21 protein-coding genes and 2 tRNA genes are annotated in these 24,243 nt (G+C 57.5%); 1 reads left to right on the forward strand and 22 read right to left on the reverse strand.

Annotated features, from left to right (window positions below):
- Positions 1–159 precede the first annotated feature (159 nt).
- The 14 genes from rpsO to rlmE all read right to left on the reverse strand — a co-directional run bounded on the left by rpsO (position 160) and on the right by rlmE (position 13,156).
- Complete coding sequence (gene rpsO, locus ABVN21_RS19830; protein ID WP_003197723.1) at positions 160–429, reverse strand: 30S ribosomal protein S15; 270 nt, start codon at positions 427–429, stop codon at positions 160–162.
- Between the two features lie 117 nt (positions 430–546).
- The gene (truB, locus tag ABVN21_RS19835) at positions 547–1,464 is read right to left on the reverse strand and encodes a tRNA pseudouridine(55) synthase TruB (RefSeq protein WP_339554949.1); all 918 of its coding nucleotides are present in this window, start codon (positions 1,462–1,464) and stop codon (positions 547–549) included.
- Positions 1,465–1,467: 3 nt separating this feature from the next.
- Positions 1,468–1,869, reverse strand: coding sequence for a 30S ribosome-binding factor RbfA (gene rbfA / locus ABVN21_RS19840; protein WP_034148332.1), 402 nt, complete (start codon positions 1,867–1,869; stop codon positions 1,468–1,470).
- Between the two features lie 159 nt (positions 1,870–2,028).
- A complete protein-coding gene (gene infB / locus ABVN21_RS19845; protein ID WP_339554948.1) occupies positions 2,029–4,554 on the reverse strand; it encodes a translation initiation factor IF-2 in 2,526 nt (841 codons plus the stop codon).
- A 27-nt stretch (positions 4,555–4,581) separates the two neighbouring features.
- Positions 4,582–6,063 carry a transcription termination factor NusA gene (nusA, locus tag ABVN21_RS19850; protein WP_007988680.1) on the reverse strand — a complete coding sequence of 494 codons (1,482 nt, stop codon included), beginning with the start codon at positions 6,061–6,063 and terminating at the stop codon, positions 4,582–4,584.
- Positions 6,064–6,110: 47 nt separating this feature from the next.
- Complete coding sequence (rimP, locus tag ABVN21_RS19855; protein ID WP_007973115.1) at positions 6,111–6,569, reverse strand: ribosome maturation factor RimP; 459 nt, start codon at positions 6,567–6,569, stop codon at positions 6,111–6,113.
- Between the two features lie 138 nt (positions 6,570–6,707).
- Positions 6,708–6,784: transfer RNA gene (locus ABVN21_RS19860), tRNA-Met, on the reverse strand.
- A 97-nt stretch (positions 6,785–6,881) separates the two neighbouring features.
- Positions 6,882–6,967, reverse strand: a tRNA-Leu gene (locus ABVN21_RS19865).
- Positions 6,968–6,989: 22 nt separating this feature from the next.
- Positions 6,990–7,373, reverse strand: coding sequence for a preprotein translocase subunit SecG (gene secG / locus ABVN21_RS19870; RefSeq protein WP_017336473.1), 384 nt, complete (start codon positions 7,371–7,373; stop codon positions 6,990–6,992).
- 4 nt (positions 7,374–7,377) lie between these two features.
- Positions 7,378–8,133 (reverse strand): triose-phosphate isomerase, encoded by a 756-nt coding sequence (gene tpiA / locus ABVN21_RS19875; protein ID WP_339554947.1) that lies wholly within the window; start codon positions 8,131–8,133, stop codon positions 7,378–7,380.
- A 66-nt stretch (positions 8,134–8,199) separates the two neighbouring features.
- Positions 8,200–9,537, reverse strand: a complete 1,338-nt coding sequence (gene glmM / locus ABVN21_RS19880) for a phosphoglucosamine mutase (protein ID WP_339554946.1) — start codon at positions 9,535–9,537, stop codon at positions 8,200–8,202.
- Positions 9,538–9,553: 16 nt separating this feature from the next.
- Positions 9,554–10,405 carry a dihydropteroate synthase gene (gene folP, locus ABVN21_RS19885; RefSeq protein ID WP_339554945.1) on the reverse strand — a complete coding sequence of 284 codons (852 nt, stop codon included), beginning with the start codon at positions 10,403–10,405 and terminating at the stop codon, positions 9,554–9,556.
- An 8-nt stretch (positions 10,406–10,413) separates the two neighbouring features.
- Positions 10,414–12,324 (reverse strand): ATP-dependent zinc metalloprotease FtsH, encoded by a 1,911-nt coding sequence (ftsH, locus tag ABVN21_RS19890; protein ID WP_339554944.1) that lies wholly within the window; start codon positions 12,322–12,324, stop codon positions 10,414–10,416.
- 202 nt (positions 12,325–12,526) lie between these two features.
- The gene (gene rlmE / locus ABVN21_RS19895; protein ID WP_339554943.1) at positions 12,527–13,156 is read right to left on the reverse strand and encodes a 23S rRNA (uridine(2552)-2'-O)-methyltransferase RlmE; all 630 of its coding nucleotides are present in this window, start codon (positions 13,154–13,156) and stop codon (positions 12,527–12,529) included.
- Positions 13,157–13,257: 101 nt separating this feature from the next.
- On the opposite strand from rlmE, the gene ABVN21_RS19900 reads away from it, so the two are divergent.
- Positions 13,258–13,566 (forward strand): YhbY family RNA-binding protein, encoded by a 309-nt coding sequence (locus ABVN21_RS19900; protein WP_007942889.1) that lies wholly within the window; start codon positions 13,258–13,260, stop codon positions 13,564–13,566.
- Between the two features lie 9 nt (positions 13,567–13,575).
- Here the strand turns inward: ABVN21_RS19900 and ABVN21_RS19905 are convergent, their stop codons facing one another.
- The 8 genes from ABVN21_RS19905 to grpE all read right to left on the reverse strand — a co-directional run bounded on the left by ABVN21_RS19905 (position 13,576) and on the right by grpE (position 24,043).
- Positions 13,576–13,980: an MFS transporter gene (locus tag ABVN21_RS19905; protein ID WP_339555002.1), complete on the reverse strand. Its 405-nt coding sequence runs from the start codon at positions 13,978–13,980 to the stop codon at positions 13,576–13,578.
- A gap of 28 nt (positions 13,981–14,008) precedes the next feature.
- A complete protein-coding gene (gene greA / locus ABVN21_RS19910; protein ID WP_056728592.1) occupies positions 14,009–14,485 on the reverse strand; it encodes a transcription elongation factor GreA in 477 nt (158 codons plus the stop codon).
- A gap of 2 nt (positions 14,486–14,487) precedes the next feature.
- The gene (carB, locus tag ABVN21_RS19915) at positions 14,488–17,709 is read right to left on the reverse strand and encodes a carbamoyl-phosphate synthase large subunit (protein ID WP_339554942.1); all 3,222 of its coding nucleotides are present in this window, start codon (positions 17,707–17,709) and stop codon (positions 14,488–14,490) included.
- A gap of 116 nt (positions 17,710–17,825) precedes the next feature.
- Complete coding sequence (gene carA, locus ABVN21_RS19920) at positions 17,826–18,962, reverse strand: glutamine-hydrolyzing carbamoyl-phosphate synthase small subunit (RefSeq protein WP_339554941.1); 1,137 nt, start codon at positions 18,960–18,962, stop codon at positions 17,826–17,828.
- Between the two features lie 259 nt (positions 18,963–19,221).
- Complete coding sequence (gene dapB, locus ABVN21_RS19925) at positions 19,222–20,025, reverse strand: 4-hydroxy-tetrahydrodipicolinate reductase (protein WP_339554940.1); 804 nt, start codon at positions 20,023–20,025, stop codon at positions 19,222–19,224.
- A gap of 10 nt (positions 20,026–20,035) precedes the next feature.
- The gene (gene dnaJ, locus ABVN21_RS19930; RefSeq protein ID WP_339554939.1) at positions 20,036–21,160 is read right to left on the reverse strand and encodes a molecular chaperone DnaJ; all 1,125 of its coding nucleotides are present in this window, start codon (positions 21,158–21,160) and stop codon (positions 20,036–20,038) included.
- Positions 21,161–21,457: 297 nt separating this feature from the next.
- Positions 21,458–23,374: a molecular chaperone DnaK gene (dnaK, locus tag ABVN21_RS19935; protein ID WP_339554938.1), complete on the reverse strand. Its 1,917-nt coding sequence runs from the start codon at positions 23,372–23,374 to the stop codon at positions 21,458–21,460.
- Positions 23,375–23,476: 102 nt separating this feature from the next.
- Complete coding sequence (grpE, locus tag ABVN21_RS19940; protein WP_339554937.1) at positions 23,477–24,043, reverse strand: nucleotide exchange factor GrpE; 567 nt, start codon at positions 24,041–24,043, stop codon at positions 23,477–23,479.
- Positions 24,044–24,243: the final 200 nt, after the last annotated feature.

Genomic DNA, 24,243 nt, shown 5'->3' on the forward strand with positions numbered 1-24,243 from the left:
GGTTTCTTGCGAAATTCTTGGGCAATGTCGGGAATCGGCCCGGCGCCTGTCCAGGGTAAAGCGTACATCCAGATAAAACTTGAGGCTGGGAGCCTGCCATCCGCCAGCGGAAAATCCACTGACGCACGACAGACAACCAACCTCTAGCGCAATCGCTTATTAGCGACGCAGACCCAGGCGAGCGATCAGAGCGCTGTAACGGCTCACGTCCTTGCCTTTCAGGTAGTCCAGCAGCTTACGACGCTGGTTTACCATGCGGATCAGACCACGACGGGAGTGGTGATCTTTACCGTTGGCCTTGAAGTGACCTTGCAGCTTGTTGATGTTGTGGGTCAGCAGTGCAACTTGCACTTCTGGCGAACCAGTGTCACCAACAGCTTGCTGGTAGTCAGCTACGATTTGAGCTTTTTCTTGAACGTCGAGAGCCATGAGGCAATCCTTTTATCAGGAAACTGTTTCAGAAAAACAGCTTCAACAGGCCAGGGACAAATCCCTGTATCTAAAAATGAGTAGTGACCGTGCCTGTTAACAGCCACCCTCGTCCGGTCATTCTGACCGAATCAGTCGACGTGGCGCGATGCGCCCGTCTTCGCTCACTTCACCGATACCGATGAAGCGACCATTGTGATCCTGTACCCGTACCATGCCAAACTTCGGTGCATCCGGGGCGCGTACCGGCTGGCCGTTGAGCCAGTAGAACGAACTGTGCTCCGAGAACTGCAACAGTGGCCAATCCAACAGGCCGCTGTCCGATGGCATCAGGAAGCGATCAACCGCTTCGTTGCCGCCTTCGGCATGTACCGCTTCCAACTCTTCCAGGGTGACCGTCTGGGCCAACGTGAAAGGCCCGGCCTGGGTACGTCGCAGTTCTGCAACGTAAGCGCCACAACCGAGTTGCTCACCGATATCTTCCACGAGAGTGCGGATATAGGTGCCTTTGCTGCAATCCACTGCAAGCCGCGCAGTATCACCTTCGAAGGCCAGCAATTCCAAGCGCGCAATAGTAACAGAACGCGGTTCGCGCTCCACTACTTCGCCTGCACGGGCCAACTTGTACAGTGGCTGCCCGTCACGCTTGAGTGCTGAGTACATCGGCGGTATCTGACTGATTTGCCCACGAAATTTCGGCAAAACCGCTTCGACATCGACGCGACCAACGGTCACGGGGCGCTCCTGCAAAACTTCACCTTCGGCATCCGCCGTAGTGGTGGTTTTGCCCAGTTGCGCCAGGGTTTCGTAACCCTTGTCGGAATCGAGCAGGTATTGCGAGAACTTGGTGGCCTCACCGAAGCACAACGGCAACACGCCGGTGGCAAGCGGATCGAGACTGCCGGTGTGACCGGCCTTCTCGGCGTTGAGCAACCAGCGAACCTTCTGCAGGGCCGCGTTGGAGGTGAACCCCAGCGGCTTGTCGAGCAGGATGATGCCGCTGACGTTACGACGGATACGTTTGACCTGAGCCACCGATTACTCCTTGGTGTCTTCGGCTTCTGCCGCAACCGGATGCTGATTGTCTTCAGCCACTGCGCGCTCGATCAATGCCGACAGGTGCGCACCACGCACGACGCTTTCGTCGTAGTGGAAGTGCAACTGTGGAACGCTGCGCAGCTTCATCTCGCGGGCCAACTGCATGCGCAGGAAACCGGCGGCGGAGTTGAGCACCTTGATGCTCTGTGCGATGTCTTCAGCGCTGTCCTGCCCCATAACGGTGATGAAAATCTTCGCGTGACCGACGTCACGGCTGACTTCCACAGCGGTAATGGTGACCAGGCCGACGCGCGGGTCTTTGACTTCACGACGGATCAGTTGTGCCAGCTCGCGCTGCATCTGATCGCCGATGCGTTGGGTACGGCTATATTCTTTTGCCATGTCTTGTTACCTGTTACTGCCCCACGGCGAAACCCGTGAGGTCTGAAAGCGGCAAACGCCCGGCCTGACAAAAGCCAGACCGGGCGTTGCGTTTAGAGTCCGACTGATGCGCCGTGCATTTGCATGCGGCTGGCCATCACGGCTCTTGAAGTGCGCGAGTTAGAGGCTGCGAGCAACCTGAACCTTCTCGAAGACTTCGATCTTGTCACCGACTTTGACGTCGTTGTAGCTCTTCACGCCGATACCGCATTCCATGCCGGCACGTACTTCGGAAGCGTCATCCTTGAAGCGGCGCAGGGATTCCAGCTCGCCTTCGAAGATAACGATGTCTTCACGCAGTACACGGATTGGACGGTTACGGTGAACAACACCTTCGATAACCATGCAACCGGCGATCGCGCCAAACTTCGGCGAACGGAACACGTCACGCACTTCGGCGATGCCCAGGATGTTCTCGCGAACGTCGCTGCCGAGCATACCGGTCAGGGCTTTCTTGACGTCTTCGATGATGTCGTAGATCACGTTGTAGTAACGCATATCCAGACCTTCCTGCTCGACGATCTTGCGAGCACCAGCATCGGCACGCACGTTGAAGCCGAACAATACAGCGTTGGAGGCCAGTGCCAGGTTGGCGTCGGATTCGGTGATACCACCGACACCGCCACCGACCACACGCACTTGCACTTCGTCGTTACCCAGGCCGTTCAAGGCGCCGTTCAACGCTTCCAGCGAACCACGGACGTCGGATTTGAGGACGATGTTGAGCGTCTTCTTCTCTTCCTGACCCATGTTTTCGAAGATGTTTTCCAGCTTGCCGGCGTGAGCGCGAGCCAGTTTGACTTCGCGGAACTTGCCTTGACGGAACAGAGCCACTTCACGGGCTTTCTTCTCGTCAGCCACAACGCTCATCTCGTCGCCAGCGTCCGGGGTGCCGTCCAGGCCGAGAATCTCGACAGGGATGGCCGGACCGGCTTCCTTGATTGGCTTGCCGTTCTCGTCGAGCATGGCACGTACACGGCCATAGTTCGAACCGACCAGGACCATGTCGCCTTGGCGCAGGGTACCGTCTTGAACCAGAACGGTAGCCACCGGGCCACGGCCCTTGTCCAGGCGCGATTCAACCACGACACCACGGCCAGGAGCCGACGGAGTTGCAGTCAGTTCCAGAACTTCGGCTTGCAGCAATACGGCTTCGAGCAGCTCGTCGACACCGGTACCCATCTTCGCCGAGACCGGAACGAATGGAGTGTCGCCACCCCACTCTTCCGACGTCACGCCGTGAACCGACAGTTCGCTACGGATGCGATCGAGATCGGCGCCCGGTTTGTCGATCTTGTTCACTGCGACAACCAGTGGAACACCGGCCGCAACTGCGTGCTGGACGGCTTCAATGGTCTGCGGCATTACGCCGTCGTCCGCTGCAACCACCAGGATCACGATGTCAGTCGCCTTGGCACCACGAGCACGCATTGCGGTAAACGCGGCATGACCAGGGGTGTCGAGGAACGTCACCATGCCACGGTCGGTTTCAACGTGGTATGCACCGATGTGCTGGGTAATACCACCGGCTTCGCCAGCAGCAACCTTGGCACGACGGATGTAGTCGAGCAGGGAAGTTTTACCGTGGTCAACGTGGCCCATTACGGTCACGACTGGTGCACGGGAAACAGCCTCACCTTCAAACTTCAGGGACTCGGCCAGGGAATCTTCCAGGGCGGTGTCGCTGACCAGGGTCACTTTGTGGCCTAGCTCTTCAGCTACCAGTTGAGCAGTTTCCTGATCCAATACCTGGTTGATGGTCGCTGGCGTACCCAGTTTGAACATGAACTTGATGATTTCAGCAGCCTTGACCGACATCTGTTGAGCGAGATCGCCCACAGTGATGGTTTCGCCGATCTTCACTTCGCGCACGACAGGGCCGGTTGGGCTCTGGAAACCGTGGGCGTTGCGCTTCTTCAGCTTGGCCTTGCCGCGACCACCACGACGGAAGCCATCGCTTTCTTCGTCGGTAGTACGTGGGGCAACGCGTGGAGCAGGCGCTTTTTCCTTGACCGAAGCACGATGCGGAGCGTTTTTGCGCTCGCCATCGCCACTACCGCGGCGATTGTTATCGTCCGCACGTGGTTTGTCCGGACGGCGCTGTTCGTCACGCTTGCGAGTGTCCGCCGCAGGCGCCGGAGCCGCTGCCACAACCGGTGCGCTTTCACGCACAGGCTCGGCTGCGGCAACAGGCGCTGCCACAGGTTCGGCTGGAGCAGTCGTCGCAGCAGCAGGCTGGCGACGCGCTTCTTCTTCGGCGCGACGCTTGGCTTCTTCTTCAGCCTTCTGACGTGCAGCATTTTCTACTGCGCGACGTTCATCCAGTTCACGCTTGCGCTCGGCTTCGATTTCTTCCGGGCTGCGCTGTACGAAGACTTTCTTCTTGCGTACTTCAACGCTGATGCTTTTGCTGCCAGCAACACGCAGGGTGCTGGTGGTTTTACGCTGCAGCGTAATCTTGCGTGGTTCTTCCACTTTCGCCTTGTGGCTGCTTTTCAAGTGAGTCAGCAACGATTGCTTCTCACTGTCAGTCACACTTTCTTCGGCGGCGGTGTGCGGCAGACCTGCCTCACGCATCTGCTGCAACAGGCGCTCTACCGGTGTTTTGACCTCATCGGCCAGTTGTTTCACCGTGACTTGCGTCATGCACTTCTCTCCTCAGGCCGCGCCTAATTACTCGAACCAGTGGGCTCGGGCGGCCATGATCAACTTGCCGGCACGATCATCGTCAATGCCGTCGATGTCGAGCAGGTCGTCAATAGACTGCTCGGCCAGGTCTTCGCGGGTAATTACGCCGCGCACCGCCAGTTCCATCGCCAAATCCTTGTCCATACCCTCAAGCGAGAGCAGGTCTTCGGCCGGATGGGCGTCTGCCAGCTTTTCCTCAGTAGCGATGGCTTTGGTCAACAAGCGATCCTTGGCACGAGCGCGAAGCTCGTTGACGATTTCCTCGTCAAAGCCGTCGATGTTGAGCATTTCTTCCAACGGTACGTAGGCAATCTCTTCCAGGCTGGTGAAGCCTTCATCGACCAGCACCTGTGCCAGCTCTTCGTCGACTTCCAGCTCGTCGATGAAGTTGCGCAGGATGTCGCCGGTTTCTGCTTGCTGCTTAGCCTGGATGTCCGATTCGGTCATCACGTTCAGGGTCCAGCCAGTCAACTGGCTAGCCAGACGCACGTTCTGACCACCGCGACCGATGGCCTGAGCCAGATTGTCTGCGCCAACGGCGATGTCCATTGCATGGGCATCTTCGTCAACGATAATTGCCGCAACCTCAGCCGGGGACATGGCGTTGATCACGAACTGAGCCGGGTTATCGTCCCACAGGACGATGTCGACACGCTCACCGCCCAACTCGCCCGACACTGCCTGGACGCGCGAACCGCGCATACCGATGCAAGCGCCTTGCGGGTCGATGCGTTTGTCCTTGGAGCGGACGGCGATCTTGGCGCGAGAACCCGGATCACGGGACGCAGCCATTACTTCGATCAGGCCTTCAGCAATTTCCGGCACTTCGATGCGGAACAACTCGATCAGCATTTCCGGCGCGGTACGCGACAGGATCAGCTGCGGGCCGCGGTTCTCTGTGCGGATTTCCTTGAGCAGCGCACGCAGACGCACGCCAACACGGAAGGTTTCGCGAGAAATGATGTCTTCACGGGCCAGCAACGCTTCGGCGTTGTTACCCAGATCGACGATCACGTTGTCGCGGGTCACTTTCTTCACGGTGCCGGAGATTATTTCCCCCAGGCGCTCGCGGTAAGCGTCAACAACCTGTGCGCGCTCGGCTTCGCGAACTTTCTGCACGATGACTTGCTTGGCAGTCTGTGCAGCGATACGGCCGAATTCAATGGACTCGATCTTCTCTTCGACAACGTCGCCAACCTTGGCACCAGGATGCGTTTCGGCAACCTTGCTCGGCCAAGTTTCGATGGCCGGATCGTCCAGGTCTGCTTCTTCGACAACCGTCCAGCGACGGAAGGTCTCGTAAGCACCGGTGTGGCGATTGATTTCCACACGCAGATCAACTTCGTCCTCAAAACGCTTTTTGGTAGCAGTGGCCAGAGCCAGCTCCAGCGCTTCAAAAATCACGTTTGCCGGTACGCCCTTTTCATTGGATACCGACTCAACAACCAGCAGTACTTCTTTGCTCATCGTACGCCTCGCCTTTCGCAAGCCATTGGATCCGCGGGATCCGCGTCTCAGTCAAAACTGGGAATAATGTTGGCCTTGTCGATCATATCGATCGGCAACAGGAACTCATGGTCTTCTACCTGCACCACGACATCCTGTTCTTCTACACCGCGCAGAAGGCCCTGAAAGTTGCGTCGTCCTTCAAAAGGCGAGCGCAGCTTGATCTTCACTTGTTCACCGGCAAATTTTGCAAACTGCTCAAGAGTGAACAGCGGGCGTTCCATGCCAGGCGAGGAAACTTCAAGGGTGTATTCAACGGAGATTGGATCTTCAACATCCAGCACACCGCTGATCTGACGGCTGACAATGGCGCAATCGTCCACCAGCACGCCGCCCTCTTTATCGATATAAACGCGCAACATTGAGTGGCGACCTTGAGCCGAAAACTCAATACCCCAGCATTCATAGCCTAGGGCCACGACTACCGGGGCCAGCAAGGCCTGCAACTCTTCTAGCTTGCTCGACACCTGAACCCCCTCGTGCATGTATGTGCATGCTATGCAAAATAAAAAAATGGGCGAAACGCCCATCCTTGAAACGCCGTCGAACAGCGGCGTTGAAAGTGTCCAGCTAACAAAAAGCCCCTTAAAAGGGGCTCCTTATACTGGTTGCGGGGGCCGGATTTGAACCGACGACCTTCGGGTTATGAGCCCGACGAGCTACCAGACTGCTCCACCCCGCGACAAAGCTGGGGCGGAAGTATACGACCGATCCCCTACAGGGTCAATGTAACCTTCCACCTGCAAGAAAGCCCGCAACAGCGGGCTCTCCTGACTAATTGGTACCGAGAAGGGGACTCGAACCCCTACACCCTATGGGCACAACCACCTCAAGGTTGCGTGTCTACCAATTCCACCACCTCGGCAATACTACGTTTGAAACCCTTCTTACTTCTGCTCTTGAGCTGGAGGCACATCAGTCGCTGGAGTAGCCGACTTTTGCTCTTGAAGCACCGGGACATCATCAGAAGCCGGTTGCTGCTTTGGAACTTCCAACACCGCTGGATTTGGGAGACCTACTTGAGTCAGCTGGTGAGCTTTCTCTTTAGCAAAGTAACCTAACCCTAAGCTGGTTATGAAGAAACCTGCGGCAAGTATAGCAGTAAACTTACTAAGAAAGGTAGAGGAACCTTGGCTTCCGAACACAGTATTTGAAGCACCTGCTCCGAAAGACGCGCCAGCATCCGCACCTTTACCCTGCTGCAGCAATACCAGAGCAACTACGCCCAATGCACCCAGCAGATGAAAAACGACTACGACTGTTTCCAGCATTTTTTCAGTTTCCCGCGGCGCGAATGATCGCACCGAACTCATCTGCATTCAGGGAAGCCCCACCAATGAGCCCCCCATCGATATCCGGCATGCCGAACAGTTCGACCGCATTGGCCGCCTTCACGCTGCCGCCGTATAGAAGCCGCACACCTTGTGCGACCTCAGAATTCTTGTCCGCCAACTGCGCGCGAATGGCTGCATGCACATCCTGCGCTTGTTGCGGCGAAGCAGTCAGCCCGGTGCCAATGGCCCAGACCGGCTCGTAAGCAATTACTGCATTGGCGAATGCATCGACACCCAGCTCTTCCATGATACTGCCCAGCTGACGCGAGACAACCTCAAGAGTCTTACCGGCTTCGCGCTGCTCAAGGGTCTCCCCAATACACAACACCGGAATCAAGCCGCTTGCCTGTGCCGCTGCGAACTTGCGGATCAGCATCTCGTCTTGCTCGCCCATTTTCTGGCGGCGCTCAGAGTGCCCGACAAGCACCAGGGAACAACCTGCATCCACCAACTGACTCGGCGAAACCTCACCGGTCAATGCACCTTGTCCGGACTCCACCGCAGAGTTCTGCGCGCCGACCGAAATCGACTTTCCTTTCAAGCCATCAATCACTTGATTGATATGCAGGCAAGGCGGGAATACCGCGACATCAACACCGCTCGGCAACGCCAAGCGACTAAGGCCGTTGATCAGCTCAGCGACGCTGGCGCGGGTACCGTGCATCTTCCAGTTACCAGCTACCATAGGGCGACGCATGCTGTACCTCGTCGGTCAAAGTGGGCGCAGATGTTACCCAACACAATCATGGCTGGCAAGCCGAATTCAGGCAGAAACTTCAGTAACCAGTTTTGCCAGCTCTTCGGCATAGCCGCGAACCGCTGTTTCGTCCTCGCCTTCAACCATGACGCGCACTAGCGGCTCGGTTCCGGACTTGCGCAAGAGCACTCGCCCACGACCAGCCATAGCCTTGGTGACGCGCTCGCTCGCTTCCTTGACAGACGGGTGTTCAAGCGGGCTTGCACCTCCGCCGAAACGCACATTGATCAACACCTGCGGGCACTTGCGCAATGCCTGACGAGTCTGGGCGAGCCCTTCGGAGCGGTTCTTCAATACCAGCAAAACCTGCAGCGCCGCGATGATCGCGTCTCCGGTAGTGGTGTGCTTGAAACAAACGATATGACCCGAATTCTCACCACCTACCAACCAGTTGCGCTCCAGCAACTCAGCGATCACATAACGATCTCCGACGTTGGCGCGAACAAATGGAATCGCCAGATCCGCCAGCGCCAACTCCAACCCCAGGTTGCTCATCAGCGTGCCGACCACGCCGCCTTGCAACTTGCCTTGCTCGTGCAGATCGCGAGCGATGATGAACAACAACTCGTCACCATCGACAATAGCGCCGGTATGATCAACCATCAAAACCCGGTCGCCATCACCATCGAACGCGATACCCAGATCAGCGTGCTCAGCCAGGACAGCAGCCTGCAACTGACCCATATGGGTCGAACCGCAGTTGTCGTTGATATTCAACCCGTTGGGTTGCGCAGACAGAACAACGACATTGGCACCAAGCTCTCGAAACACGCTGGGCGCCACTTTGTACGTTGCGCCATGAGCGCAGTCGATGACGATTTTCATACCAGAAAAGCTCGTGCCGGTGGGCACACTGCTTTTGCAGAACTCAATATATCGACCTGAGGCGTCGTTGATTCGCGACACCTTGCCAATCTTGCTCGACTCGACGACGGTCATCGGAGTATCGAGCAACTCTTCGATCATGTGCTCGACTTCATCCGGAAGCTTGGTGCCCTTTCCGGAGAAAAATTTGATGCCGTTGTCGTCATGCGGATTGTGCGAGGCACTGATCACGATGCCTGCTTCGGCGTGAAAAGTACGCGTCAGATAGGCAATGGCCGGTGTCGGCATCGGCCCCAGGAGCATTACGTCAGCACCCGCCGATGTCAGCCCAGCCTCAAGTGCCGACTCGAACATATACCCGGAGATTCGGGTGTCTTTGCCCACCAGGACCCTGCATGCGCCCATTTTGCGGAACGCCATGCCTGCAGCCCAACCGAGCTTGAGCATGAAGTCAGGAGTAATCGGGTACTCGCCGACCCGACCACGAATACCATCGGTGCCAAAGTATTTCTTAGTCATAAGTACTCCATCATTCTTATTCGGCCGAATCCACTGCGGCGATCATCCTCACCACATCGACTGTTTCAGCAACATCGTGGACGCGCAATATACGCGCGCCCTTGTGCGAAGCCAGCGCTGCGAGAGCGAGACCGCCATACAAGCGCTCATCCACCGGACGACTCAATGCCTGACCTATCATGCTCTTTCGCGAAACCCCGACCAGTAAGGGCCGCCCAAAGACATGCAAGGCTTCCATATGCTTGAACAAGCTTAGATTGTGCTGCAGTGTTTTAGCGAAGCCAAAACCGGGATCGAGGATGATCCGCTCAGCCGGAATTCCAGCTGAAGCGCACTGAGCCATGCGCTCGGCAAGAAACTCAGCCACCTCCTTCGTAACGTCCTGGTAGTGCGGATTGTCCTGCATGTCGCCCGGCTCACCGAGCATATGCATCAGACAGACTGGCAACCCGGTTGCCGCCGCCGCATCCAGAGCGCCATCGCGACGCAGCGCACGCACATCATTGATCAAGCCGGCGCCCAGCCGCGCGGTTTCGCGCATGACGGCTGGCGTGGAGGTATCAACAGAAATAATCACGTCCAATTCGCGGTTAATCCGCTCGACGATCGGCGCAACGCGCTCAAGCTCCTCAAGCGGCGACACCGCCCTGGCGCCCGGTCGCGTCGACTCACCACCGACATCGATCAGCGTCGCACCAGCCGCGACCATAGCTTCTGCATGACGCATCGCTGCATCGAGTTGGCTGTATTGGCCGCCATCGGAAAAAGAATCGGGAGTGACATTGAGAATGCCCATGACATGCGTCTGGGCCAAATCAAGAACCCGGTTGCCGCAAGGCAACCGGGTTGAGGACTGAACAGAAGTCATTTCAAACCTTAAACGTCAGCAGCGGGACCGCCGATAGGTGTTTCCGGACGCTCATCCTGTACCGCTGGAGGCGTACCGGATGTACCGGTGCCACCAGACCAGTCGCGAGGTTCGCGAGGTGTGCGACCGGCCATGATGTCGTCGATCTGCTCGGCATCAATGGTTTCATACTTCATGAGGGCGTCAGCCATGGCATCGAGCTTGTCACGGTTGTCCGTGAGGATCTGCTTGGCTGTGCCGTAGCACTGATCAATGATGCTGCGCACTTCAGAGTCGATCAGCTTGGCTGTCTCACCGGAGAAGCTTGCATTCTGGCCACCGCCACCACGACCGAGGAATACCTCACCCTCTTCTTCCGCATACATCAGTGGGCCGAGTTTTTCGGAAAGCCCCCACTTGGTCACCATGTTCCGCGCAATCTGGCTAGCACGCATGATGTCGTTGGAAGCACCGGTGGTAACGCCATCGAAGCCGAGGGTCATTTCTTCAGCGATACGGCCACCGTACAACGAGCAGATCTGACTGATCAACGCACGCTTGGAAAGGCTGTAGCGGTCTTCTTCCGGCAGGAACATGGTCACACCCAGCGCACGACCGCGCGGGATGATCGACACCTTGTACACAGGATCATGCTCGGGAACGACGCGACCAACGATAGCGTGGCCTGCTTCGTGATAAGCAGTGTTTTGCTTTTCTTTCTCAGACATGACCATGGACTTACGCTCGGCGCCCATCATGATCTTGTCTTTGGCCAGTTCAAACTCTTTCATCTCAACGATGCGTTTGCCGGCACGCGCAGCGAACAGCGATGCTTCGTTGACAAGGTTGGCCAGGTCAGCACCGGAGAAACCAGGCGTACCACGGGCAATTACCGCTGGAGCGACGTCGTCACCCATTGGAACTTTGCGCATGTGGACTTTGAGGATCTGTTCACGACCGCGGATATCAGGCAGACCGACCACGACCTGACGGTCGAAACGGCCCGGACGCAGCAGTGCCGGGTCGAGTACGTCAGGACGGTTGGTCGCGGCAATCACGATGATGCCATCGTTCATTTCGAAGCCATCCATCTCTACCAGCAACTGGTTGAGAGTCTGCTCGCGCTCATCGTGACCACCGCCCATGCCGGCACCACGGTGGCGACCGACGGCGTCGATTTCATCGATGAAGATGATGCACGGCGCGTGTTTCTTGGCCTGTTCGAACATATCGCGAACACGGCTGGCACCGACACCGACGAACATTTCGACGAAATCGGAACCGGAAATGGTGAAGAAAGGCACTTTTGCTTCGCCGGCGATTGCCTTGGCCAGCAAGGTTTTACCGGTACCCGGAGGGCCGACCATCAGCACACCGCGTGGAATTCGACCACCCAGACGCTGGAACTTGCCCGGATCACGCAAGAACTCGACCAGTTCGCCGACTTCTTCCTTGGCTTCGTCGCAACCGGCAACGTCAGCCAAGGTGGTTTTCACCTGATCTTCGGAGAGCAGGCGCGCCTTGCTCTTGCCAAAGCTCATTGGACCGCCCTTACCACCAGCGCCGCCCTGCATCTGCCGCATAAAGAACATGAACACGGCGATGATCACCAGGATCGGGAAGCTTGCGACCAGGAGTTGAGTCCAGATGCTTTGCTGCTCGGGTTGCTTGCCTTCGACCACGACGTGGTTATCCACCAGGTCACCGATCAGGCCGTTGTCCTGGATTGCCGGACGAATGGTCTTGAAGCTGTCGCCATCGTTGCGTTTACCGGTAATCACGTAGCCGTCAACCGCCACGCGTTCGACCTTGCCATCCTTGACCTGCTGGATGAAGTCGGAATAGTTGAGGGTCTGCGGCTCGTTAGGGCTGGAGAAGTTGTTCATCACCGTCACCAGGACAGCTGCGATGATCAACCACAGGATCAGATTCTTTGCCATATCGTTCAATTAACTACCCTCTGAAGCAAGCTCCGCTAATGGCGCGCGCTTCGCATGATATTCACCGGCCTAACTTACTACATTACTTACAACTCTGGCAGGCGCCGTCTGTAACCCTTTGTGAAACACTTTCTACACAATATTCGCTTATGCACGCGAGGCGAAATACGAAAAACCTATCGCCCCGCCAAAAAACCTCGTTTTATTCACCGCGACCGCGATAGCCCCAAGCCAGCATGTATTGCTCACGGGAGCTACCACGAGAAGAGTCGGGCTTGATCATCTGGATCTTGTCGAATTTCTTACGAGCGTCCTTCAGGTAAACATCGAAACCTTCGCCCTGAAAAATCTTGATTACGAAATTACCACCAGGCTTGAGTATCCGCTCCGCCAAATCAAGTGCCAGCTCGCACAGAAACATGGCTTTCGGCATGTCCACTTCAGGCGTACCACTCATATTGGGGGCCATATCGGAAATCACAAGGTCTACCTGCGAATTACCCACGGCCTCAAGGATCCGAGCGAGCACTTCGTCCTGGGTGAAGTCACCGTGGATGAAAGTTACGTCCGGAATGCTGTCCATTTCCAGGATGTCCGAGGCGATCAGACGCCCCTGACCACCGATCAGACGACTAGTGACCTGTGACCAGCCACCGGGCGCCGCACCCAGGTCGACAACGCTCATGCCCGGACGGATCAGCTTGTACTTCTCCTGGATCTCCAGAAGTTTGTAACTCGCACGCGAGCGGTACCCGTCCTTCTGCGCCTGCTTCACATAGGGATCATTGACATGTCTTTTTAGCCACTCAAGGCTTGTCTTGGAACGCGCCATTGGGCACCTCGATGATTAGGGTCGTGATTAGTTGGGCGGATCCACGAACCCTCGGGTAAAATGGCCGCCATTTTACAGAATCCAGACGAAAGGGTCAGATTATGCCGCTCACTCAAGAGCAGAAGAAACAGTACAAATCCATTGGCCACCATCTGAAACCAGTTTTGATTGTGGCTGACAACGGTCTGACTGAAGGTGTGTTAGCCGAACTGGAACGCGCGCTGGCGGATCACGAGCTGATCAAAATCAAGCTCAACATCCTCGATCGCGAATCGCGCCTGGCGTCCATTGCAGAGCTCTGCAAGGTCGGCAAAGCGGATCTGGTTCAAGTCATCGGCAAGATGGCACTGATTTACCGTAAGAACTTCAGCGTCAACAAGCAGCTGTCGAACGTCCATCGCTTCAAGTGATGGCAAGGGTCAAGGGTGTGCTTCGCGCACCCTGCCACTCCACCCCGGCACCGGCTGCAACACCAGCACCAACCCGGAAAAGCCAAGTACAAGATAGCTGAACGCCTGCCAACGAACTGCTTCCGGCCAGCCGATGCGCACCGCGAAGTACATCGCGCACGCATACAGCGCCATTAACAAAAGTTGCCCGCGAATATCCCGCCATAGGCTGGTAAGGCCCTCGGCCTGAACCAGGACCAAAGCCTGAAATACCACACACGCTGCGGCAAATACCACCATCAGCGCATCCAGCATGCCTGCGATTTCTTCGATCAGCAGCGGCGCCAGGCCAATTCGACCCAGCACCGGCAGCAGACCGATATGCAACAGCCACAGGCCGCCAACCCATAACATCTGGGACAGCTGCCAAAGCATGGCGCCCGCACGAAGCGGGCGCCTGCGTTTAGATGTGGCGAACTTCGACAATCTCGTACTCGATAACGCCACTTGGCGTTTTCACCGCGACCACATCACCCTCTTCCTTGCCGATCAAGGCACGAGCCAAGGGCGAGCCGACCGAGATCTTGCCGAGTTTGAAGTCAGCTTCATCCTCACCCACGATGTGGTAAGTGACGCTTTCATCAGTCTCGACGTTGGCGATTTCGACGGTGGTGCCGAAGATAACCTTGCCCGTGTGAGGAATGGTCGTGACGTCGATGATGACCTGGTTTTGAATCCTGCCTTCGATGTCACGAATCCGCGCCTCGACCATGCCCTGCTGCTCGCGAGCAGCGTGGTATTCGGCGTTTTCCTTCAAGTCACCCAACTCGCGGGCCGTACCGATGTCCTGGCTGAGCTTCGGACGGACGACTTTGGTCAAGTGAGTGTGTTCTTCTTCCAGGGCGCGAGCGCCCTGAACGGTCATTGGGTATTTCGTTATGCTCATGCCTTCAATCCTGCGTGTAGATCCTGCAAGCGGCGTACGGTCTTCTCGGGACCGAACTTCAGCGCTTCACAGATAGCTTCGCCAGCAGCAATGGTGGTGGTGCAGTAGATCTTGTGCTGCAGGGCGTTGCGACGAATGGAGTACGAATCAGCAATAGATTGACGACCTTCGGTGGTGTTGATGATCAAGGTGACTTCGTCATTCTTGATCATGTCGACCACGTGCGGACGACCCTCGGTCACCTTGTTCACGCGGCGCACTTTCAGGCCCGCAGCTTCGATCAGCTTGGCAGTACCGGCAGTGGCAACCACTTCGAAGCCCAAGTTGATCAGATCACGAGCTACGCCTGCAACCAGTGGCTTGTCGTCGTCGCGCACGCTGATGAACGCGGTACCGCCAGTCGGCAGGACTTCGCTCGCGCCCATCTGCGCCTTGGCGAATGCTTCGCCGAAGGTGTCACCCACGCCCATCACTTCACCGGTGGACTTCATCTCTGGGCCGAGGATCGGGTCAACACCTGGGAATTTGGCGAATGGGAACACCGCCTCTTTCACGCTGTAGAAGTTCGGGATGATTTCCTTGGTGAAACCAATTTCTTTCAGGGTTTTACCAGCCATGACGCGAGCCGCGATCATTGCCAGGGAAACGCCGATGCACTTGGAAACGAAAGGCACGGTACGCGAGGCACGCGGGTTGACTTCGATGACATAGATGTCGTCGCCTTGCAGCGCCAACTGAACGTTCATCAGGCCGACCACGCCCAATTCCAGGGCCATCTTCTTGACCTGTTCGCGCATCTCATCCTGGATGTGCGCAGGCAGCGAGTACGGCGGCAGCGAGCACGCGGAGTCACCGGAGTGAACGCCGGCCTGCTCGATGTGCTGCATGATCGCGCCGATGACAACGTCTTTACCGTCACAAACCGCATCCACGTCCATTTCGATGGCGCAGTTGAGGAAGTGATCCAGCAGCACCGGGCTGTCATTGGACACTTGAACCGCTTCACGCAGGTAGCGCTTGAGCTCTTCTTCTTCGTAGACGATTTCCATCGCACGACCGCCCAGAACGTAGGACGGACGCACCACCAGCGGATAACCGATCTTGCTGGCAGCTCGAATAGCTTCGTCTTCGCTGCGCACGGTGGCGTTTGGCGGCTGACGCAAGTTCAGGCGCTGAACCATTTGCTGGAAGCGCTCACGGTCTTCCGCACGGTCGATGGCGTCTGGGCTGGTGCCGATGATCGGCACACCAGCAGCTTCCAGGGCACGAGCCAGTTTCAGCGGGGTCTGGCCGCCGTACTGGACGATCACGCCTTTCGGCTTCTCGACGCGGACGATTTCCAGCACGTCTTCCAGGGTCACTGGCTCGAAGTACAGGCGATCGGAGGTGTCGTAGTCGGTGGAAACGGTTTCCGGGTTGCAGTTGACCATGATGGTCTCGTACCCGTCATCGCGCAGGGCCAGTGCCGCGTGTACACAGCAGTAGTCGAACTCGATGCCTTGGCCGATACGGTTCGGACCGCCGCCCAGGATCATGATCTTGTCGCGACCCGATGGCGCAGCTTCGCACTCTTCTTCGTACGTCGAGTACAGGTAGGCGGTGTCGGTGGCGAACTCGGCGGCGCAGGTATCGACGCGCTTGTAGACCGGGAACACTTCCAGCTTGTGGCGATGAGCACGCAGAGCCTTCTCGGTCACACCCAGCAGCTTGGCCAGGCGCATATCGGAGAAGCCTTTGCGCTTGAGACGGAACATCAGGTCGCGGTCGATGCTGGTCAAACCCAGAGTCTTGACCTTCTCTTCGTCCTTGATCAGGTCTTCCATCTGTACCAGGAACCAAGGATCGATCATGGTCATGCCGAAGATGTCTTCAACACTCATGCCGGCGCGCATCGCGTCCGCCACGTACCAGATACGCTCGGCGCCCGGCACGGTCAGCTCGCGCTTGAGCACGCTCATGCTTTCCGGGTTGGCCAGGTCGACTTTCTCGTCCAGACCGCAAACGCCTACTTCCAGGCCACGCAGGGCTTTCTGCAGGGACTCCTGGAAGGTACGGCCGATGGCCATGACCTCACCGACCGACTTCATCTGAGTGGTCAGGCGCGCGTCAGCCTTGGCGAATTTCTCGAAGGCGAAACGTGGCAGCTTGGTCACGACGTAGTCGATGGACGGTTCGAAGGACGCCGGGGTCTTGCCGCCGGTGATGTCGTTCGACAGCTCGTCCAGGGTATAGCCCACGGCCAGCTTGGCCGCGACCTTAGCGATCGGGAAACCGGTAGCTTTCGAAGCCAGTGCCGAGGAACGCGATACACGCGGGTTCATTTCGATCACGACCATGCGGCCGGTGTTCGGGCAGATACCGAACTGAACGTTGGAACCACCGGTTTCCACGCCGATCTCGCGCAGTACCGCCAGGGAGGCGTTACGCAGGATCTGATATTCCTTGTCGGTCAGGGTTTGCGCCGGAGCCACGGTGATCGAGTCACCGGTGTGCACGCCCATCGGGTCAAAGTTTTCGATAGAGCAAACGATGATGCAGTTGTCCTTCTTATCGCGGACAACCTCCATCTCGTACTCTTTCCAGCCGATCAGGGATTCATCGATCAGCAGCTCTTTGGTCGGCGACAGGTCCAGACCACGGGCGCAGATTTCTTCGAACTCTTCACGGTTGTAAGCGATACCGCCACCGGTGCCACCCATGGTGAAGGAAGGACGGATGATGCACGGGAAGCCGAGTTTCTCGAGGACCGCGTTGGCCTCTTCCATGCTGTGGGCGATGCCGGAACGCGGGCACGCCAGGCCGATGGATTTCATCGCCTTGTCGAAACGCGAACGGTCTTCAGCCTTGTCGATGGTGTCGGCGTTGGCACCGATCATCTCTACGCCGAACTTCTCCAGAACGCCTTCGCGTTCCAGGTCCAGGGCGCAGTTAAGTGCTGTCTGGCCGCCCATGGTTGGCAGCAGCGCGTCAGGACGCTCTTTCTCGATGATCTTGGCAACGGTCTGCCACTTGATCGGCTCGATGTAGGTGGCGTCGGCCATGGCCGGGTCGGTCATGATGGTGGCCGGGTTGGAGTTCACCAGGATGACGCGGTAGCCCTCTTCGCGCAGGGCTTTGCAGGCCTGGGCGCCGGAGTAGTCGAATTCGCAGGCCTGGCCGATAACGATCGGGCCAGCGCCGAGAATCAGGATGCTTTTAATGTCTGTACGTTTTGGCATGGGTTTGTCACTCAAATCCGCAGGTCAGTCGGCAAGCCGTCTTGTTCAATCTGTGAAGACTTGAGGGGGCCACCGATATCGGGACCGCCCTCAAGCTGCTACATCAGGGCAAGCGATCAGCGTCGCTTGGCCATCTCGTTGATGAAGCGATCGAACAATGGCGCTACGTCGTTCGGGCCAGGGCTGGCTTCAGGGTGACCCTGGAAGCTGAAGGCGCTCTTGTCGGTACGCTCGATGCCTTGCAGGGTGCCGTCGAACAGCGATTTGTGAATCGCACGAACGTTGGCTGGCAGGGTCGCTTCGTCTACCGCAAAACCATGGTTCTGGCTGGTGATCATCACAACGCCGGTGTCCAGATCCTGGACCGGGTGGTTGGCACCGTGGTGACCATGACCCATTTTCAGGGTCTTGGCGCCGGAGGCCAGGGCCAGCAACTGGTGACCGAGGCAGATACCGAATACCGGAATCTCGGTCTCCAGCACATCCTTGATCGCCTGGATCGCGTAGTCGCAAGGCTCCGGATCGCCAGGGCCGTTGGATAGGAACACGCCGTCCGGCTTCAGCGCCAACACGTCAGCAGCAGGGGTTTGAGCAGGCACCACGGTAACGCGGCAACCGCGCTCGACCAGCATGCGCAGGATGTTCACCTTGACGCCGTAGTCGTAGGCAACCACGTGGTACGGCAGCTCAGACGCGTCGATGGTCGCGTGGCTGTCGGTTTTCAGATCCCAGACAGTCGAGCGCCACTCGTAGCTTTCCTTGGTGCTGACGACTTTTGCCAGGTCCATGCCCTTGAGGCCAGGGAAGCCCTGGGCGGCGGCGATGGCAGCTTCTTCGGAAATGTTGTCGCCGGCCATGATGCAGCCGTTCTGCGCGCCTTTTTCACGCAGGATGCGCGTCAGGCGGCGGGTGTCGATACCGGCGATGGCCACAACATTGTTGGCCTTCAGGTAATCGGACAGGGACATGGTGTTACGCCAGTTGCTCGCAACCAGTGGCAGGTCACGGATGACCAGGCCAGCAGACCAGACGCGGTTGGACTCGGCGTCTTCCGGCGTGGTGCCGGTGTTGCCGATGTGCGGGTAAGTCAGGGTAACGATCTGTTGGGCGTAGGAAGGATCGGTAAGGATTTCCTGATAGCCGGTCATTGCGGTGTTGAACACCACCTCACCAACGGTTTGACCGTCGGCTCCAATGGCTTCGCCGCGAAAAATGCTGCCATCAGCAAGGGCGAGTATGGCTGGCTTAGTCAAGAAGACCTCCCGTAAATAAAGCCTGAAAGGGCGATCGCAGGTTGTAAAAAAGCGGAGTGACGTATGGACACGTCACCCCGCTTCTTCACTGAATTATTCTGCGCGCTTTTAGTGGACACACTAAAGCTGTAGCTTACAGAAAAAGGCATTTTTGGTCTACCGCCAATGAGCCTTAAAGGCTGGAGAATGCGACAGGACGTCGCTTGGCGGAATAAAACCGGGCTCAAACGCTGTGCGCGAGCCCGGTTGCGGGTGCATCTTAACGCAGGTCGAGCACGTCTTGCATGTCGTAAAGGCCAGGCTCACGCCCGTCCAGCCACAATGCAGCACGTACCGCACCCTTGGCGAAGGTCATGCGACTGGAAGCCTTGTGCGTGATCTCGACACGCTCGCCATCAGCGGCGAACAGCACGGTGTGATCACCGACGATGTCACCGGCACGCACAGTGGCGAAACCGATCGTCTCGCGCTCACGAGCACCGGTCTGACCCTCGCGACCGTAAACCGCGACCTTCTTCAGATCACGACCCAGTGCATCGGCAATCACTTCACCCATGCGCACGGCCGTACCTGACGGCGCATCGACTTTATGCCGATGGTGAGCTTCCATGATCTCGATATCAACGTCGTCACCCAGCACGCGAGCAGCAGTGTCGAGCAGCTTCAGGCACAGGTTTACACCCACGCTGAAGTTGGCCGCGAAGACGATCGGGATATCCTTCCCCGCCTCTGCCAGCAACTGCTTCTCTTCAACGCTGAAGCCAGTCGTGCCGATGATCATCGCCTTGTTGTGCTTGCGGCAGAACGCGAGATTCTTCAGGGTCACGGTCGGGTGCGTGAAGTCGATCAGCACATCGAACTCGTCAACTACGCGACTCAGGTCACCAGACAGCGGCACACCAATACGACCCAGTGCAGCCAGTTCACCGGCATCCGCACCGACCAGCGTACTGTCAGGACGATCAACCGCAGCAGTCAGACCTGCGCCCGGTGCTTGCTGAACGGCTTCGATCAGAGTCTTGCCCATGCGCCCGGCGGCGCCCATCACAGCTATACGTCGCATGCCTGCCTCCTTACAAATCGCCGAAGAAGCGCTTCACGCCTTCGAACCAGCCTGTGGTTTTCGGCGAATGGCTGTTGTCGTCCGCCAGCGAGCTGCGGAATTCTTCAAGCATTTCGCGCTGACGACGGCTCAGGTTAACCGGGGTCTCGACCGCCACACGGCACATCAAGTCACCGGCACCGCCACCACGCACAGGCGCAACGCCTTTACCGCGCACACGGAACTGCTTGCCGGTCTGAGTCCCTTCAGGAATCTTCAGTTTGACCCGACCATCAAGGGTCGGAATCTCCAACTCGCCACCGAGTGCCGCGTCGACGAAGCTGATCGGCACTTCGCAGAACAAATGCTTGCCGTCACGCTGGAAGATTGCGTGTTCACGAACGTTGATCACCACGTACAGGTCGCCGGTCGGACCTCCCTGGGCACCCGCTTCGCCTTCGCCGGACAGGCGAATGCGGTCACCGGTATCGACACCGGCCGGCACTTTCACCGACAGGGTCTTGTACTCTTCGACACGACCTTCGCCGTGGCAGGAATCGCATGGATCGGAAATGATCTTGCCCTGGCCATGGCAACGCGGGCAGGTCTGCTGCACCGAGAAAAAGCCTTGCTGCATGCGCACCTGGCCAATGCCACCACAAGTCGGGCAAGTCACCGGCGAAGAACCTTTCTTCGCGCCCGAGCCGTCGCATGGCTTGCAGTTGACCAGCGTCGGAACGCGGATATTCACGGTCGTGCCGCGCACCGCTTCTTCCAGATTCAATTCCAACGTGTAACGCAGGTCGCTGCCGCGCTGCGCACCTCCACGGGAACCACCGCGACCGCCACCGAAGAAGTCACTGAAGACATCGCCAAAGATGTCGGAGAAGTTCTGACCGCCGAAACCGGCGCCGCCGCCACCCATGCTCGGGTCGACACCGGCATGGCCATACTGGTCGTACGCCGCACGCTTGCTGGAATCGGACAGCACTTCGTAGGCCTCGTTGGCCTCCTTGAACATCTCTTCCGACGCCTTGTCATCGGGATTACGGTCCGGGTGGTGCTTCATCGCCAGGCGACGGTAGGCCTTTTTCAGGTCCGCCTCGCTTGAGCCTCGCTCAACACCCAATACTTCGTAATAGTCACGCTTTGCCATAAGTCTTTTGCACTCTTGAGGACGTTCGACAAACCTCTCCTGAGCCTCGTCAAACTCGTTGAGCCCCAATACAGGCCCGGACCCAACTCACGTCAATTCAACGATCCTGGTCTTTGATTCGATTGGCACTTTCAGCTCGGAAAGCAGGAGCATTCCCGGCCATGCCAGCAGCACGCGAACGTTGTCGCACGCTGTAAAAATTCGCGTATTCCAGACACGCCAACGCGGGAGCAAGCTCCCGCGCGGCGACATCCTACCAGTCACCGCCGCAAGGCAGTCAACCGGCCGACCAACAACTTACTTGTGGTCTTTGACTTCTTCGAACTCGGCATCGACAACGTCGTCAGCCTTTTCAGCTTTTTCGTCGTGCGGTGCCGCACCTTCAGCAGGCTGAGCCTGTTCGGCATACATCTTCTGAGCCACTGGCGCGGAGACCTTGGACAGCTCTTCAACCTTCGCGTCGATAGCAGCCTTGTCGTCGCCTTTGACGGCAGCTTCCAGGGCAACTACAGCAGCTTCGATTGCGGTCTTCTCTTCAGCGCTCACTTTATCGCCGGCATCAGCGACCATTTTGCGAGTCGAGTGAACCAGTGCATCACCCTGGTTACGGGCAGCAGCCAGCTCTTCGAACTTGCGGTCTTCCTCGGCGTTAGCCTCGGCATCACGCACCATGCGCTCGATTTCTTCGTCGGACAGACCGGAGTTGGCCTTGATCACGATCGACTGGGTTTTGCCAGTAGCCTTGTCCTTGGCGCCTACGTGCAGAATGCCGTTGGCGTCGATGTCGAAGGTCACTTCGATTTGTGGCACGCCACGTGGTGCTGGTGGAATCTCGGCCAGGTCGAACTTGCCCAAGGACTTGTTCTGTGCAGCCTGCTTACGCTCACCTTGCAGTACGTGAATGGTCACCGCGCCCTGGTTGTCGTCGGCAGTCGAGAACACTTGCGATTTCTTGGTAGGAATCGTGGTGTTTTTCTCGATCAGCGCAGTCATCACGCCGCCCATGGTTTCGATACCCAGGGTCAGCGGGCTGACGTCGAGCAGCAGAACGTCTTTCACGTCACCGGCCAGTACCGCGCCCTGGATGGCAGCACCCATGGCAACCGCTTCGTCCGGGTTGACGTCTTTACGAGCTTCTTTACCGAAGAACTCGGTCACCAGTTTCTGAACCAGTGGCATACGGGTCTGACCGCCGACCAGGATCACGTCGTTGATGGCGCCAACGTCGATACCGGAGTCTTTCAGAGCGATGCGGCATGGCTCGATGGTGCGTTGAACCAGGTCTTCAACCAGCGCTTCCAGCTTGGCGCGGGAGATTTTCACGTTCAAGTGCTTAGGACCGGTTGCATCTGCAGTGATGTACGGCAGGTTCACGTCGGTCGACTGAGCAGAAGACAGCTCGATCTTGGCTTTTTCAGCGGCTTCTTTCAGGCGCTGCATCGCCAGCGGATCACCTTTGAGGTTCATGCCGCTTTCTTTCTTGAATTCGTCGACGAGGTAGTCGATCAGACGAATGTCGAAGTCTTCACCGCCCAGGAATGTATCGCCGTTGGTGGCCAATACTTCGAACTGGTGCTCGCCATCAACTTCAGCGATTTCGATCACGGAAACGTCGAAAGTACCGCCGCCCAGGTCATAAACGATCACGGTGTGATCGCCTTTGGCCTTATCCATACCGTAAGCCAGAGCAGCCGCGGTTGGTTCGTTAATGATACGTTTTACGTCCAGACCAGCGATGCGGCCGGCGTCCTTGGTAGCTTGACGCTGACTGTCGTTGAAGTAGGCCGGAACGGTGATTACCGCCTCAGTCACTGGCTCGCCGAGGTAGTCTTCGGCAGTCTTCTTCATTTTCTTCAGAATTTCAGCCGAGATTTGTGGCGGAGCCATTTTCTGGCCGTTCACTTCTACCCAGGCGTCGCTGTTGTCAGCCTTGACGATCTTGTAAGGGACCATCTGGATGTCTTTCTGAACCACTTCTTCGTCAAAACGACGACCGATCAGACGCTTCACCGCGTACAGGGTGTTGTGCGGATTGGTTACTGCCTGACGCTTGGCGGATTGACCGACCAGGATTTCGCCATCGTTGGCGTAAGCGATGATCGACGGCGTGGTGCGCGCGCCTTCGGCGTTTTCAATAACTTTGGCTACGCCGTTTTCAAGTACGGAGACGCAGGAGTTGGTAGTCCCCAGGTCGATACCGATAATTTTGCCCATGTTCACTCTCCCGAAACTTTGGATTTGGTTGCCGCAGCAGTGGTGGCTAACTGCGGTAGCACTTAACCGCTTGACTTCTAAATGGGGGCCTTGCGGCTAATTTCAAGCCTGCTCATCAATCGAAGGCGAAACCGGCGCAGGAGCCTTGCTAACCACGACCATCGCAGGGCGCAGCAGGCGACCGTTGAGCTGGTAGCCCTTCTGGAACACCTTGAGCACGCTGTTCGGCTCAAGGTCGGCGCTTTCCTGCATGGCCATTGCCTGATGAAGAACGGCATTGAACGGTTCGCCATGCGGATCGATCGCTTCCAGCTGATAACGCTTCAGGGTGTCCTGGAACATTTTCAGGGTCAGCTCGATACCTTCGCGCATCGGACGGATGCTTTCGTCATCCGGATTCGACAACTCCAGGCCACGCTCCAGGCTGTCGATGATCGGCAGCAAGTCGCCGGCGAATTTTTCCAGCGCGAATTTGTGCGCCTTTTCCACGTCCTGCTCGGCGCGACGGCGGACGTTCTGCAGATCGGCGGCTACACGCAAAGCCTGATCCTGCGCGCCTGCCAGTTGCTCCTCGAGCACTTGTACACGAGCCGCCAGGTCATCACCCGAAGCCTGGGGAGCCTGATCGGCGTCTAGATTTTGCGTATCCACTGTCTGTTCGTCAGCCATAGAATTCTCCTTTCAATATCGTCCGCGAGCTCAACTCGCGCTTCTGCCCAGCTATATGGGGCCGCAAAATCAGGCTTCAAGGGGGCAACCAAACATAACCCTACAAAAACACCTGAATTGTCATTCCAGAGCGCACTATGGATTTCGTCGGATCAAGCAAATCGAGCTAACGAGAGGCATTGTCAGCCAGAAACAAAACA

Origin of the sequence: Pseudomonas sp. MYb327 (genome assembly GCF_040438925.1) — a bacterium.
GTDB lineage: Bacteria > Pseudomonadota > Gammaproteobacteria > Pseudomonadales > Pseudomonadaceae > Aquipseudomonas.